The following is a 15,840-nucleotide window of genomic DNA, read 5'->3' as shown; positions in this document are numbered from 1 at the left end:
ACAGCGTGTGCGTGAGCTGGCGGTGCAGGCAGCAAGTGACACCAACGGTAGTACTGACCGTACTTCAATCTACACTGAAATGAAGCAACGTCTGGACGAAATTGACCGTGTTGCTAAATCAGCATCTTTCAACGGCACGAACCTGCTGGACGGTACTGCAAGCGGCGGTATCAACATTCAGGTTGGTGCAAACACCGGTGCTAATGAAGTTATCACTATCGACTCTGGTGCGCTGGTTAATGCTTCAACGACTTCAGGCCTGTCTTCTGGTGTTTCTACTGCAGTAGACACAATCAGTGGCGGCACAGGTGCTGCGAGTGGTTCTGGTGCTATCGGTGGTTCTGGTGGCTTGGCACAACAAATCGTAAGTGCTGTTGATACCGCACTGAAAGCGGTAGATACCGCGCGTAGTAACCTGGGTGCGATCCAGAACCGTTTCGAATCCACGATCACCAACGTGAACAACACCATCAACAACCTGTCTAACGCCCGTGGCCGAATTCAGGATGCGGATTATGCGGTGGAAGTGTCGAACATGACCAAGGCGAACATTCTGCAACAGGCTGGTACATCAGTGCTGTCTCAGGCGAACCAGGTACCTCAGACCGTTCTGTCTCTGTTGCGTTAATCGTAAGCAATATGGCATGAAATTTAACCCGGCCATGTGCCGGGTTAAATTTATCAGTCGCTCCAATGTCTCGGTACTTTCTTGAGTTTTTAATAGTATCTTCATGATTCTTCTATCTTAATTTCCTCCGTTTTTTTGCCTTTCAATTTGGTATATGTACCTTTTGAGCAAGTTTTTTCCTGTTTCTGGTTTTAAAAATAGCTATAAATGATTATTTATCATGCGATTAGGTAATGCAGGCAATAAAAAAGTAGATTCCAGTAAAGTTGTCAGGAGAGGAAGTTGCAGTTTTGATTCTAATGCTTTAAATAGCATGGTAATTGATTGGTTTATTTATCGTTTAGTTTGATTTTCTAGCCTTAAAATGGAAGTATTTATATATCTGTTTTGTCTACAAGGCTCCTTTCTATGCCACGCGTCTTTATCAGCACACTTCAACTTATCGACTACAGAGATGAAACACTGGCCATTTTGGATCTGATTGGTGGATTCATCGATAACGGCTGGAGTGTAGATATCTATTGCCATCAATATGATGTTCGCATAAAAACTCTGATAGAGAAAAAATTTGCAGGTAAAGACATTTTCGCCACTGACGACACCAGTTATATTTTTAACGAGCATTATGATCTATTCTGGATTCAGTATTTTTCATTAAACACAAGTATATTAGATAGATTTCTGAATGGTGGCGTTACAACGAATATCATATTCGATCACCAGTCATTGGATAGCCGAGAGGCCGCATCGGCTGATATTTTGCTTGAAAATCGCTTATGCGATCGAGCGTTAGTCACATTGCCGCGTTTGACTGATTTTTTGAATGAGAGTGGGATAACTAGCTCGCTGATATCCGTGTTTCCTCATTCTGCTCCTGATTTTTATTTCAATCACTCTTCATCGGAAAATGACAATAGCCTAAAAAAGATACTTATTGTCGTGGAAGAAACAACACCGATGCTCAAGGCATTGATAAGTGAACTGGAGAAGTTTTCGATAGCTTGCGAAATTATGAATCGAGACCAATGGGTTCATAATAATGTGGTGACTGATTTTGATGCTATTGTTGCTAGTGGAATTATTGCACAATATGCACTATGTGCAGGAAAACCTGCCTATTTGTATCAAGACAATTTTTTCATCGGATATATTACCGACGAGTTGATTGAAGGAAATGTATTTCGTAATGAAACGGCCGGAAAAGCTCTTTCTTCAGAGGAAGTAGCAGAAAACATTTATAAGGGTTATGAGCAAGCGGCTAAATATACCCAGAAACGTTCAGGTTATTATAATGAATCCTGGCGGTTATCAAATACGTTACCATCACTGCTTGGCAGTTTGCCAGAACCGACGCTTAAAACGATAACCGATCAAGAACTGCAACGACTTGCTCTTCACAATTTAACCTTACAGGATAAAACGAAGCCTTTTTATTCTGTCGATAAGTGGTTAAGTGAGCGCTTGATTAGCCCTGCGCGTCGTGATTTATTGCAAGCGTTTATTCAGGCCTATCCGGAAATTGGCAATATAGGCATTGCAATACTGGCACAATCTAACGATAAAGACGCCATAAATGCGTCATTAGCTAGTATCCATGGACAATTTTATGCAGCCAGTGAGGTCTATGTATTGACCTCTAATAATTTCATTTGCGCGGATGCTGACGGGGCAGTCACATGGCTATCATCTGACTCGGTTGAAGAAAGCCCACTGAATGTTGTACTCGCTAAAACATCAGCATCTTACCTGCTAGTTTTACGTTCTGGCGAACGTTTACTGCCACATGCGTCATTATTATTAGCTGAGCATCGCCTGCGTTTTCCTTCGGCAAAAGCATTCTATTTTGACGAAGCGATTATGAAAGAAGGTAAAGCAGAAAACCCAATGCTTAAGCCTGAATGTAATATTGATATGTTGCGTAGTTTCCCTTATATAGGTCGAAACTTAGCTCTTGATGCATCAACTTTGCGCCAGCAAGGCATAATTCCTTCTATTGGTGAATCTCTTGAACTGCACGATGTTATTTGGCAACTGATAGAACAAGAAGGGCCACAGGCTATTGGTCACATTCCGGAAGTACTGGTTTATACCACAAATTCACTGTTCGATTGGTTGCACAGTGAGGGGGTGACGCAATATTACCCTGATATTATTCAACGCCATCTTGCTCGTTGTCATGTTGATGCTGTTGTTTCAGCAAACGATGACGATGGGATATGCTATATTCAATATCAGCACCTAAGTAAGCCGCTTGTTTCTATTATTATTCCTACGCGCGATCATCTACCTGTTATTAGCCGGTGCATCGAAACGCTTATGGAATGTACGCAATACCTCAACTATGAATTGTTAATTGTAGATAATCAGTCGACAGAGGCTGGGGCTTGTCAATATTTAAGACAACTTTCTGCAATGGAGTTAACGCAAGTTCAGGTTTTGTCGTGGCCACATCCATTTAATTTTTCTGCCATTAATAATTTTGCTGCTCAAAAAGCGAAAGGCGATGTACTACTTTTCCTTAATAATGATACAGAAATCACGAATGGCGATTGGTTGAATGCCCTATTAAATCATGCACTACGTCCTGAGGTAGGCATTGTTGGGGCTAAGCTGGTGTTTGATGATGGCCGAATTCAGCATGGTGGCATCGTATTAGGTATGAATGATAGTGCCGCGATTGCGTTTCAGGGGTTGGGAGCGGAATCTAAAGGTTATATGAGTCGTTTACGCACGACTCACAACGTAAGCGCGGTTAGCGCGGCTTGCATGATGATGCGGCGTGACGTTTATGTTGAGCTTGGTGGGTTTGATGAGGAGCAATATCCTACCTATTTTGGCGATGTTGATCTTGCGCTTAAAGCACGACAACAAGGATATCTGGTTGTGTGGACGCCAGATGCTCAAGTGATGCATCTAGGAGGTGCGTCGCGCTTATTACAGCAGCATTTCAAGCTGCCACCATTACCGCAACAATCAAATATTGACTCACTTTATGACCGCTGGTTACCGCAGTTAGCGAACGATCCCTGTTATCACCCTGCTTATGGCAAACATGCTCCAGGGTTTTCTCTAACGCCAGAAATGGCAAGGTGCCAACGCGCATTACCAGGGCGACCGCTGCCTGTGGTTATTGGGAGCCATAGTGATTGGCATGGGTGTGGACACTATCGTGTTATTTTCCCTTTTCAGGCATTAGAGCGAGAGATGCATATAGAAGGGGGGCTGAAACACGGCGTGCCAAAATTGGTCGATGCCGTTGATATGGAACCTGATGTTGTGATTGTTCAATCTGCCGCGGGGGCCCAGACACCAGAGATGGTGGCACAGTATCGCAAATATACACGTTCATCGATTGTTGCAGAATTCGATGACTACATCCTTAATGTTCCGATCAATAGCGGTAATAGGAAATCATTCTCACAACAATTAATTAAAAATTTCCGCCGTTCTTTGGAATCTGTCGATTGGGTCGTGGTTTCTACACCAGCATTGGCCGAAGCTTATTCTGCTTACCACTCAGATATTCGTGTCGCTTACAACCGATTGCCTGCATCTTGGTGGAAAGGGTTAACTAGCCTACGCCAGCAAGGACGTAAACCTCGGGTTGGTTGGGCTGGAGGAAGTAGCCATAAAGGTGATTTGGCTATTCTCCGTTCGGTAGTGAAAGCGTTAGAGGATGAAGTTGACTGGGTTTTCATGGGCATGAAACCTGAAGGTGTGAAATGTGAATTTCATGCCGGTGTCCCTATCGAATATTACCCACAAAAAACAGCGAGTCTGAACCTCGATTTGGCACTGGTGCCGCTAGAACATAATCTGTTCAATGAATGCAAAAGTAATTTACGACTCATGGAACTAGGGGCGTGTGGGGTTCCTGTAATTTGTACTGACATAGAACCTTACCGCTGTGGTCTGCCAGTAACGCGAGTTGATAATCGTTTTAAAGATTGGATAGATGCGATACGTATACACATCTCGGATATGGATGCGACTGCAAGAATGGGCGATGAGCTCAGAGATGCTGTGTATAAAGATTGGATGCTAGAAGGTGATGGGTTGACTGATTGGTTGCAGGCTTGGTTACCAAAATAGCGAGATAACGTGGTAAACACAATATGAAGATGTAATAGCGCATTGGTTGCTGAAGAGCCAAGGGCGGTAGCTTTCCCTGCTTTAGATAGTAACAATAGATTTTTTGTGAACTGCATATATGAGTGTTTGATTTTTAGGATAAACGATGAGTAAAAAATTTAAATATCCTTATGTAATTACTGTTCCAGGTTATATTGAATCCTCTCTTGGGATTCAGGTTATGCATCGCCTTTGCCATCTTATTAACCAACATGGGGGAGAGGCATATATTGTTTCTCCTATAACCAATCCTGAATGGAATACACCGAAATTAACGTCTGGTAAATTTAACGAGTATAAAGACTCTGGAGAAATATTCATCGCGGTTTACCCTGAAATAGAGTCAGGTAACCCTCTGGAAGCGCCTCTCTGTGTCAGGTATATGCTGAATAGAGAGGGTGTCCTGAACGGCAACAGTATTAATGCTGGTGAGGATGACCTCTTTTTCTTTTATCGACAAGAATTTGCTGAAAATGAAGCGAATGTGAATTTACTGATGATCTCAACTTATGATTTGTCAGTGTTTTGCGATGATGCTACAGAGAAAGATCTTGACCTGTTGTATTTAAACCGAGTTCCACGGAGTTCTGTCGATTTTTCAACGTTGCCCGAGAATATAACGGTCTTATCGATGGAGCAGCCATTATCGCTGAATGAACTTGCTAAAGTCCTTAAGCGTGGGCGAGTTATGTATTCCTATGAAACATCTGGCACCTGTTTTTTAGCTGGATTATGTGGTTGTCCCGTGGTTGCAAAAGTTGCCATTGGGTATGAAAAATACGCTATCACGGAGAAAACGTCTAAAGATGTGGGTAATGCCGATGTTGCCTGGGATGATTCCCCGAATGAATTGGCTCGGGCAAGGGCGAGTCTTTATAAATATAGAGAGTTTTATGAAGGATTGGATAGTGTATCCAATCAACAATTTTTCAATTTTCTGGGTCTTACACAAGATAAAGCGCAGAGTTATTATAATAATTGTAAAGAAAATATAGCGGGATGGGTTGAACAGAGGGCGTTTCCTCCGGAAAAAGTCACCCTAGTTTCTAAAAATATTGATGAATTAGTATCACCTCAAGCTATTTATATTTGCATCTATGATCGTTCGGAATCTTGGCGTGAGGTTTTAACTACATTAGAATCTTTATTGCCTGTAAAGGAGGTGTATTCAAGATTACGCTGTGTTATTTTTACCAATGGGGAATATATTTTTTCTAAAGATTTTGAATCTTGGGTTTCATTATGCGAAACAGAAAAACTACACTCTACTATAAAAAATATAGCGATGCAGCAGAGTGTTAACTGGTTTCAGTATGTGAGCGCGGGAGTTACATTCATCGCAGACAGCTTTTTTTCTGCAATATGCTTCTTAAATAAAGAAAGTGACTACAGCGCAGTCTACCCTGACAAAATATTCATTAATGATTGTGGTGAATTAGAGTCTGCTTTTTTACCAGATTTTAGTATTGATTACTTTCTTGGTTTCCCAAGTGCTTTTTTTGTTGGCTGTTTCTTCCATAAAAGTATTTTTATAGATACGAATTATTACAATGACATTTCCTCTGACTGCTTTGATTTTGACGTTCTGATACGTTTGATTACAGAGAAAGGAAAGGGGAGCATCGGTCATTTCCCTGAACCGTTGTTAGTTAGTGGGTCAAGAAAAGAATTAGATAATAGCAAAGTAGAGCAACTGATCAGTAACTACTTAAACGCAAAAGGTTATGTGAATAGCTTGATTTTACCTAATTCATCAGGTGGGTATCGGGTTGTTTATGGCCATAACAAAGATTTGCCTAAAATTAGTATCTTTATCATCGATAACGGTGATATCAATGTATTGCAACGCTGTGTGATGGGACTGCTGGAAAAATCTAAATATACCAATTATGAAATTTTGATTCTAAGTTGCTATGCTGAGATTGAAGAGAATCGTTACTGGTTGGAAGAAGTCAGTAAAATTGATCCTAATAGAATAAAAACCATTATATTTCCACATCATGAAAGTCGCGCTAAGCTTAACAATATTGCTGCTAATCAAGCATCGGGTGATTATCTTCTCTTGCTTGATGTTGCAGTTTTTCCAGCGCACGATGAATGGCTGGAAAATTTAGTTAATCATTGCCTGCGTGATGATGTTGGGTGTGTTGGCAGCAAGGTAATTAATCTAAATGAGAAAATTTATTCAGCAGGCATGATTCTTGGGCTCAATGGTGTAGCGGAAACGCCTTTCGTTGGGAGCCACTATTCAGATTCGGGTTATATGAACCGTTTATCAATAGAACAAAATTATAGCGCGCTTCCCTCATTGTGTTTACTTATAAGACGTTCTATTTATCACGATGTTGGTGGAATAGATGAGTCGCTGACAGAGGGATATCTTGCTGATATCGATTTAAGTCTAAAAATTCGTGAGGCGGGTTATCTTTCCGTTTGGACTCCTTATTCTATTGTTGCGACTGACTTGTCTCCAGAAAAAAATGACAAGAGCAAAGAAACGTGCTCGGAGCAAGAGAGAGTTATTTACCACAAGTGGGGAGGGGTGATTGCTAATGATCCTACATATAATAAGAACTTGTCATTAACTCAATGTTATAGAATAGAAAAAAATCTCAGACCGTGTGAGTTATCGCCAGAGCCTCAACGACTGTCTCGTGTAATGGTGTTTTCTGGCGGTAGCAATTCGATGGAGAGATATCGTTTAGAAGAACCTTTTTATAACATGCGATACCATGGAATGGTTGACGGAGCCGTTGCTTCAGAATCTCTCGTTATATCTGATTTTTTACAAATAGAGCCTGATGTAATTATCACACAGAACTATATTAAAAGTGGGAAAATAACCGATTTCAAATCGATAAAAGATTGTTTTTCTATTTATGATATGAATTATTATGAATCAAATAAATTTTATGATATTAAAAATAAAAAAGAGCACTTGAAAAAAGTAAAAGAAGATTTAGCTCCTTTTGATAGAGTGATTGTAGGTTCTGAAGTGTTAGCTGAGCAATATGGCAGAATGCATCACGATATTAAAATTTTGCCTACATATTTACCTCATTTTTGGAATGATCTGGTCTTGACCGGAAGGGTTAGCGAAAAACCACGGGTTGGATGTGTAACGTTTGATCTCAATGATGAAGATATTGAGTTAGTCTCTAACGTTATCCGCGATTTTTCTCATCTCGTTACATGGGTATTTCTAGGGGCCTATCCTCCTAAACTGAAACCTTTTATTCACGAATATCATCGCTATCACGGTTTTACTCATTACCCTCAACAGCTAGCTTTGCTCAATCTCGACTTTGCAATAGCACCGCTGGTTGATAATAATGCTAATCGAGCTCGCAGTAATATTCGCCTGTTAGAGTTTGGTATATGTGGTATACCAGTTATATGCAGCGATGTTCTATGTTACAAAGGTAATCTTTCCGTTAACTTTGCGAAAAATAGATATAAAGACTGGTCTGCTGCAATGAGTCAGTATGTTCATGATGTTAATTCGGTTAGGAAAGTTGGCGCTGTGTTGAAAAGTGAAGTTCAAGAGAACTGGATGCTTAATCAAAATAAATCGGAAATTATAAAGAAAAATTGGTTGCCACGATAATTTATTACGTTAAAGGCTGTTTATGAAAAATGAGATATATGTTACCAGTCCACTACTTCCTCCACTTGAAGAATTTATCCCTTACTTGGAAAAGATATGGGAAAATAAAAGATTAACGAATGGCGGGCCTTTACATGATCAACTTGAAGATGAACTGGCAAAATACTTAGGGGTTAAGTATATCAGTCTTTTTTCAAATGGCACCTTAGCACTATTGACGGCATTGCAGACATTACGCATTACCGGTGAAGTTATTACTACCCCTTATTCTTTTGTGGCCACCTCACATTCACTTTTGTGGAATGGATTAAAACCCGTATTTGTAGATATTGATCCTCTGACGTGTAACCTAGATGCTGATAAGATTGAGCAAGCTATTACGTCAAATACTTCGGCTATTATGCCTGTTCATTGTTATGGTATCCCTGCAGATGTTGATCGTATTCAAGCGATTGCAGATAACTATGGGCTAAAGGTTATCTATGATGCGGCCCATGCATTTGGTGTGAAGAAAGATGATTACAGCATTTTAAATCATGGTGATTTATCTATTCTTAGTTTTCATGCGACGAAAGTTTTCAATACCATTGAAGGCGGCGCAATTATTTCTCAAGATGCCAAGACTAAAAAACGCATTGATTATCTGAAAAATTTTGGCTTCGCTGATGAAGTTACTGTAGTCGCACCAGGCATCAATGGGAAAATGAATGAGGTTCAGGCAGCGTTTGGTCTCCTACAACTAAAACATATCGATGATGCCTTGTTGAAGAGGAAGGAGATTTATCTACGATACTATGAACGATTAAAAAAATATCCGAGTATTAGGATGATAAATATACCTAAAAATACCGAGTGGAATTATTCATATTTCCCAGTTTTTTTTGATAAAGATGTTATATATAAGCGAGATGAAATCTATGCATTGATGAAGGATGTTGGGGTTTTAACTCGACGATATTTTTATCCATTGATCAGCTCATTTCCAATGTATCGTGGTTTTGATAGTGCGAATGTGAATAATTTATCAGAAGCGGATTTCTTAGCTAACTCTGTATTATGTTTACCAATATACCCTGGTCTAAGTGAAGTTGAACATGACAATGTTATTTCTGTTTTTACTTCATTATTGTTAAAGTGACATATTAATATAATTAAAATTTTATTTATTTTTAATAACTAAATTGCAATTTAGCAGATATATTTTACAGCCATGGAGTATTTTTGCTAATCATTATTATTTTTTATTTTCTACACGAATGGTTATACATCATACGATAAAACGTAAAACTACTTTTCATTACTATAGCGCACCATTAAAATGGTGCTTTATCTTTATGTTGACAAAAGACGACAGCAATGAGTCACGAAAAACAGCGTACACACCGAAATAATGTGAAATGTCCAGCGAAAAGATTGCTTGTTATTTCAGAAAATCAAGAGCTTTCACTTTTTTTGAAAAATGAGCTTGAGGAAAACTTATTTAAACATTCGTTGAAGGTTGATTTTTGCTATACATCATTCAATCTTAACCCACAACAGATGATTGAAATAGGTGCAGAAAAGATAAATGTCAAAGATGAAAGCACGGTAAGCAGAATAATAGAAAACTATGATTTAGTTTTTAGTCTACATTGTAAGCAGATCTTTCCTAAGAGACTCATTGAGAATGTATGCTGTGTCAACTTTCACCCTGGGCTAAATCCATATAACCGCGGGTGGTATCCCCAAGCTTTTTCAATAATAAATGGCTTGCCAGTTGGTTCTACCATTCATTTAATGGATGCCGAAGTAGACCATGGCGAGATTATTGCTCAGAAAGAAGTTGGAGTAAAAATATCCGATACTTCGTTAGATATTTATAGGAAAATAATAGCTGCCGAAAAGGAGTTGATGCGCGAAAATGTTTTTAATATTATTGAAGGAATCTTCAATTTTACAAAACCGGAGCAAGACGGTAACTACAATGGAATAAAAGAATATAACGCACTATGCGAACTAAACTTAACGTCTGTAGCAACATTCGGCGAGCACTTAAACGTATTGCGCGCCACCACGCACGGTGACTTTAAAAACGCATATTTTGTCGATGAGAATGGTAAAAAATATTTTGTAAGGGTTATAATAGAAGAGGATGTTTAGGGTAACTCAATAGCCACTTTAAACATGTATATAAGAAAAAATGACATATCTATCTAAATTCCACCCGGCAGCAAGTTCCCTAAGCTGTATTAGTCGCGACTTGATCTGACACTGGACCTTAAAAGGTTGAGATTTCCGGTTTTCCAGCCATCAACCGGTATTCTTCCTGTGTCAGGTTATTCAGTGATTCATGGGGCCGCTCGCCGTTATATTTGTGCAGCCAGCGATCCCCTGAGTGTCAGTATAGTTGTCACACCCTCTGAAAAATCAATTTGAGGGCATGGAGTGACAAATGAAACGTGTTTCCCCTGAACGAAAAACCGAAATACTGGCAAAACTGCTACCACGGCAGACATTCTTGACGGTGCGTCTGGCTTCGGCGGACTTCGACATGGCAATGATCTGGTGTTCGGTAGATCGGGCTTTACGCATAGCGATCTCCCCAGAGGGTCATAATCAGTATGTCGGAAGATCTCTAAAAGTGAATGGCTCGGTTTACCGAGACACTTACAACCTGTCTATCTAAAAATAGTTTACGATGTAATTCTTATTATCCCGTCAAGCGCTAGCTTATAATCCCCGCATCGTTGGTAATAGTCGAGAGCTTCAGGCTTCATACCAAAACACTCAAGTATAACCGCTATGTTGTAATTGGCCTTATACGTCCCAACGCCTTGTTTTCGACCTGGTCCCATTTTTGTACATAGCTGAAATGTATAAATCGCATTCTGAAAATCAGCGTTATTCATGAGTATTAATGCTTTTAAAAACATAAAATCAGTAGAATGACAGAGATTTTCATATTGTAAAATACCTAAGGCTTTTTCATATTGTTCGGTATTAATTAAGCAATAGCCGTAACATTCAATCAGAACTTCATTGTAATCCTGGTGCATATCTTTTTGCAGACGTAATGATGTTTCAAAACTTTGTGCAGCTTGCTCGTAATTTTTCCCTAAGTAGTGACTTTTTCCTAACTGATAATGCAGATAGGGATCATCACTCATTTTATCGATAGCATTCTCGAGTAATGTAATATTGCGAGCGATCTTATTTTTTCTTTCTATCGTTTCTTTCGTGTAACCACTATGCGTGAATGATAATGGAGTATCAAAACGTCCATTAGGTGCTTCTCCGGTATTTTTTTTGCAAATTTGTTCATGGATAATACCGAAAAACTCATAATATTTTTTGTTGAAAATTCGGCTTATGCGTTCTTGGATTAAATCTATGTCTTCCGAGCTTTCATCATTGGTGATACTTGCGACCTCTACGGTACCAACCTGTGTAGGGTGAGCGTTAATCAGTTCAGAGAGTAACTCACTATCAAATTTATTAATTATTTCATCAGCATCCACCACTAAAACCCAATCATACTTAGCGAATTGTAGTGAGTAATTTCTCGCAGCTGAGAAATCTGATATCCACTCAAAATCATAAATTTTGTCGGTAAAATCCCTAGCAATATTCTTTGAGTCATCGCTGGATCCAGTATCAACAACAATAATATCATCAAAATATTTTGCAATTTCTTTCAGCGAGCTACTCAAGTGCAAAGCTTCATTTTTCACGATCATACAGACTGATATCATTGTACACCGGGTTTTTAAAATGTAGATGTTACAAGATATTATACCAAACTTTTAGTAGCATCAATCCGAGATCAATTTTGGCTGTTTGTGGTGTGAAAGTTTAATCTGTGGTGAATGATTAATATCATTTTCCATCGTTTAAATACTGAGGCCGCAGTGTGTTTTTATCTGTACTAGAAATGGAGATACGTAAGCCGTGTCGTTCAATCCAATCACTTTTGATAGTGAACCACTGAGGTTGCAAGACACGGTGTTAGATCCTTATAAAGGAAATACGTAAAGCCACTGAGTCATTTGGTTAAGTGGTAGTAAAAGTACATAGGCCAGATCTTTAGTCTGACTTTAGGCACAGGGATGCCATGTATTGAAAATGGTTTTCTCGCCCATAAAACATCCTTTTCTCTGCGTAGAACCTGCGCTAGAATCATCCCCTCGAAAGAGATGTACATCACAAATTTAGCGTATCATTGCATTCCATGCGACTGGCATTTATGCTTCTAACCGCATATTCTTTACCTAATCTTGTCATACATGGCAGGAATAACCCTTCTTTTTTGACGCTATTCAGGCGATTGGCTACCCTACCTAAAAGCATAATAGTGTCGATAACATTATCATCGTAGGTATTTGTCACTGTGAGCGATTTGTATACCGCCGAAGGCACAATGGATAAAAATTCCCTCTGGAAGCGCTATGTCCCACTAGTGCGCCATGAAGCCTTGCGTTTACAGGTTCGTCTCCCCGCGAGTGTTGAACTTGACGATTTGCTACAAGCTGGCGGTATTGGCTTGCTAAGCGCAGTTGAACGTTATGATTCGTTGCAAGGTACGGCGTTTACCACCTATGCCGTTCAACGAATTCGTGGCTCGATGCTGGATGAATTACGCAGTCGTGATTGGGCTCCACGCAGTGTACGGCGTAATGCGCGGGAAGTGGCACAAGCAATGCAACAGACTGAACAACAACTCGGTCGTACTCCAACGGAGCAGGAAGTTGCGCAGACCTTGAACATTACGCTTGAGGATTATCGTCAGATATTGCTGGATACGAACAATAGCCAGCTTTTCTCTTACGATGAATGGCGTGAAGAACATGGCGATAGTGCAGAGGCGTTACTGGAAGGCAACGAAGATGCCAACCCATTGCATCAATTGATGGAAGGCAATTTGCGCCATCGTGTGATGGACGCGATTGAAAACCTGCCAGAACGTGAAAAGTTGGTGTTGACGCTCTACTATCAGGAAGAGTTGAACCTGAAAGAAATCGGTGCCGTTCTTGAGGTTGGAGAATCAAGAGTCAGTCAGTTGCATAGCCAGGCGATAAAGCGCCTGCGCGTGAAATTAATGAACGATGTTTAATTGCGCTGCGTAGGAATACTGTTATCAAAATATATCTTCAGCCACTGAAGCAGCAGCAGGACCATGACAATTTTTTTGAATATTGATGAGCATCTTGCCTCAGTATCTAAATAGTCAATACTGCCTGTTTTGTAGCACCGGATCCTCTAGCGTAATGAGAGGTGCTATGGCTTCACATTGAAGTTATATATTGTCATGGAATGGATTCATGCACCCATCAATTCGGAAGAAACAGCTGCTAAGCCGTTATCTGAAAGACTTCAAACATAGACAGACCAACTGTTCCCAGTGTGATAAAGAACTTGACCGCGTTTCACTGGTGTTTCGCAATCAGCTTATCAATAAAAAATCAATTGGCAGCATCGACAGGCTTATCGATGACGAAATATGGTCTGGTCTGCAACAGGAATTAATCCCACTTTGCCGCTTTTGTAGCGAAATATTATGCAATACCACTGCTAGCTATTTCGATATTAAAGCTTTCACACAATATCTGATCGAACAAACCGAAGTTCGTCATAGCACGATGCGCGAGTATGTCATTCGTCTGCGGCGGTTGGATGAACTGCTGGTCGCAAATAATTATCCTGCAGAAACTTTTTCCGGGCACCGTGATGGGGTACAGCAGCGTGTATGCGACTACCTTCCTGACATTGAGCAAAATATCTACCGCAGCGCCCTACGAAAATACGATCAATACCTGGACTGGCAGCGGCATTTTTAACGTGCATAGTGCGTATTTCTCAGGCTGACATTGCTAATCCATGGGATACTGACTATACGTAAATGTTATGACAGTGTAAAAAATGCTTGCGTTGTAGGGGCAAATTATTGCACTGTCATACTACTGAAATCATTCGGCACTAATTTTTAGGGAATGGTTAGCAGTAGTTCTACGATGCGATCAATCATTATTCAGTGGAATAGTTGTTGTCACAGTGAGGAACGCGCATGGTAATGTCCGCTTGTGGACTTTGTAATCGATGTCAAGATTCTACGCTGCTGACTCGCCGATGCGAGGGATTTTCCTCCCACTTATTTTCAACACTGTTCCATTCTCTCTTTACCCAAGTTCCCCATTTATTTTCTTTTCCTATCCATGAATGTTCGGCCCGTTTTTTACACGGTTCGTGGATGACTCATGTGTATTTTCTGTCCGCTATTGGCTTAATAAGGAAGCCTAACCTCGTTAGTGAGTTAAACGTCACGCGCTGCAAAGCAGTGCGGTAAGTGAAACAAACTGTAAGGTGCCACTATGGGAAGACAAAAAGCAGTGATCAAAGCTCGTCGTGAAGCAAAACGCGTTATCCGTCGTGATTCGCGTAGCCATCGTCAGCGTGAAGAAGAATCGGTCACTTCTCTGGTACAGATGGGCGGGATTGAAGCAATCGGAATGGCGCGTGAGAATCGTGATAATTCTGTTATTCAAGCTCGTACCGCCGCCCAGGAACATTACTTGTCTGCGATAGAAAACAAACAGTTGATTTTTGCCACAGGCGAAGCTGGCTGCGGCAAAACGTATCTGAGCGCTGCGAAAGCGGCGGAGGCACTAATCCATAAAGAGGTTGAGCGCATTATTGTTACGCGGCCAGTATTACAGGCTGATGAGGATCTTGGTTTTTTACCCGGTGATATTTCGGAGAAGTTTGCGCCTTATTTCCGCCCAGTTTACGACATACTCCTGCGTCGGCTGGGATCATCTTTTATGCAGTATTGCTTACGACCGGAAATAGGCAAAGTCGAAATCGCGCCTTTTGCTTATATGCGCGGGCGGACGTTTGAAAATGCGGTTGTGATTTTGGATGAAGCGCAAAACGTGACGGTGAACCAAATGAAAATGTTCCTGACGCGTTTAGGCGAGAATGTTACCGTTATCGTGAATGGTGATGTGACGCAGTGTGACTTGCCTGCTGGGGTTAAATCCGGCCTGCGCGACGCACTGGAGCGTTTTGTTGACGATGACATGATTGGCGTGGTCTCTTTCGGTAAAGAGGACTGCGTTCGTTCGGCACTGTGCCAGCGTACGCTCCATGCCTATGGCTGATGTCTGTGTGGCGCGGGAATGAAAATTCTCGCGCCACACCATAAAAGAAAACGCCCCTGACGCAAGTCAGGGGCGTTTTCTTTTATATGGCGGTGAGGAAGGGATTCGAACCCTTGATACGTTTTCACGTATACACACTTTCCAGGCGTGCTCCTTCAGCCTCTCGGACACCTCACCGGGGGTTGCCTACGAGGGGCAACGGGGCGCTACTATAGGGAGTCACTTAGCTCCGGTCAAGCAGTATTTAGCGCTATCAGTGCGTCTGGCTAAGCATTGAACGGTAACGGATAGCCTGCGTAACCGTGTCGTCAACATGTAGACAAAATCATTGAAAAAAACGC

10 protein-coding genes and 1 tRNA gene are annotated in these 15,840 nt (G+C 40.9%); 8 read left to right on the top strand and 3 right to left on the bottom strand.

Going from position 1 to position 15,840, the window contains the following annotated elements; genetic code table 11:
• The 5 genes from A0G03_RS20565 to A0G03_RS20545 form a co-directional block, all read left to right on the top strand.
• Positions 1-628 (top strand): flagellin (locus A0G03_RS20565; RefSeq protein ID WP_101749548.1); only part of this gene is annotated, 628 nt, incomplete at its 5' end.
• A gap of 408 nt (positions 629-1,036) precedes the next feature.
• The gene (locus A0G03_RS20560; protein WP_053075303.1) at positions 1,037-4,720 is read left to right on the top strand and encodes a glycosyltransferase; all 3,684 of its coding nucleotides are present in this window, start codon (positions 1,037-1,039) and stop codon (positions 4,718-4,720) included.
• A 145-nt stretch (positions 4,721-4,865) separates the two neighbouring features.
• On the top strand, positions 4,866-8,366 hold the full coding sequence (locus A0G03_RS20555; protein ID WP_048259616.1) for a glycosyltransferase: 3,501 nt from the start codon (positions 4,866-4,868) through the stop codon (positions 8,364-8,366).
• Between the two features lie 22 nt (positions 8,367-8,388).
• Complete coding sequence (locus A0G03_RS20550; RefSeq protein ID WP_048259617.1) at positions 8,389-9,504, top strand: DegT/DnrJ/EryC1/StrS family aminotransferase; 1,116 nt, start codon at positions 8,389-8,391, stop codon at positions 9,502-9,504.
• Positions 9,505-9,722: 218 nt separating this feature from the next.
• The gene (locus tag A0G03_RS20545) at positions 9,723-10,505 is read left to right on the top strand and encodes a dTDP-4-amino-4,6-dideoxyglucose formyltransferase (protein WP_048259618.1); all 783 of its coding nucleotides are present in this window, start codon (positions 9,723-9,725) and stop codon (positions 10,503-10,505) included.
• A 267-nt stretch (positions 10,506-10,772) separates the two neighbouring features.
• Here the strand turns inward: A0G03_RS20545 and A0G03_RS21895 are convergent, their stop codons facing one another.
• Positions 10,773-10,937, bottom strand: a complete 165-nt coding sequence (locus A0G03_RS21895; RefSeq protein ID WP_157860051.1) for a hypothetical protein — start codon at positions 10,935-10,937, stop codon at positions 10,773-10,775.
• Between the two features lie 101 nt (positions 10,938-11,038).
• Positions 11,039-12,082 (bottom strand): glycosyltransferase, encoded by a 1,044-nt coding sequence (locus tag A0G03_RS20540; protein WP_223250576.1) that lies wholly within the window; start codon positions 12,080-12,082, stop codon positions 11,039-11,041.
• A 650-nt stretch (positions 12,083-12,732) separates the two neighbouring features.
• On the opposite strand from A0G03_RS20540, the gene A0G03_RS20535 reads away from it, so the two are divergent.
• The 3 genes from A0G03_RS20535 to phoH all read left to right on the top strand — a co-directional run bounded on the left by A0G03_RS20535 (position 12,733) and on the right by phoH (position 15,499).
• Positions 12,733-13,455 carry an RNA polymerase sigma factor FliA gene (locus A0G03_RS20535; RefSeq protein WP_011093316.1) on the top strand — a complete coding sequence of 241 codons (723 nt, stop codon included), beginning with the start codon at positions 12,733-12,735 and terminating at the stop codon, positions 13,453-13,455.
• Positions 13,456-13,663: 208 nt separating this feature from the next.
• Complete coding sequence (gene fliZ, locus A0G03_RS20530; protein ID WP_048259620.1) at positions 13,664-14,179, top strand: flagella biosynthesis regulatory protein FliZ; 516 nt, start codon at positions 13,664-13,666, stop codon at positions 14,177-14,179.
• A 531-nt stretch (positions 14,180-14,710) separates the two neighbouring features.
• Positions 14,711-15,499: a phosphate starvation-inducible protein PhoH gene (gene phoH, locus A0G03_RS20525; RefSeq protein ID WP_048259621.1), complete on the top strand. Its 789-nt coding sequence runs from the start codon at positions 14,711-14,713 to the stop codon at positions 15,497-15,499.
• 87 nt (positions 15,500-15,586) lie between these two features.
• Here phoH and A0G03_RS20520 read toward each other — a convergent pair.
• A tRNA-Ser gene (locus A0G03_RS20520) sits at positions 15,587-15,676 on the bottom strand.
• Between the last annotated feature and the right edge of the window lie 164 nt (positions 15,677-15,840).

The organism is Pectobacterium peruviense (assembly GCF_002847345.1).
Lineage (GTDB): Bacteria > Pseudomonadota > Gammaproteobacteria > Enterobacterales > Enterobacteriaceae > Pectobacterium > Pectobacterium peruviense.
The sequence above is the reverse complement of the archived record's forward strand: the minus strand, read 5'-3'. Positions and strand labels throughout refer to the sequence as shown.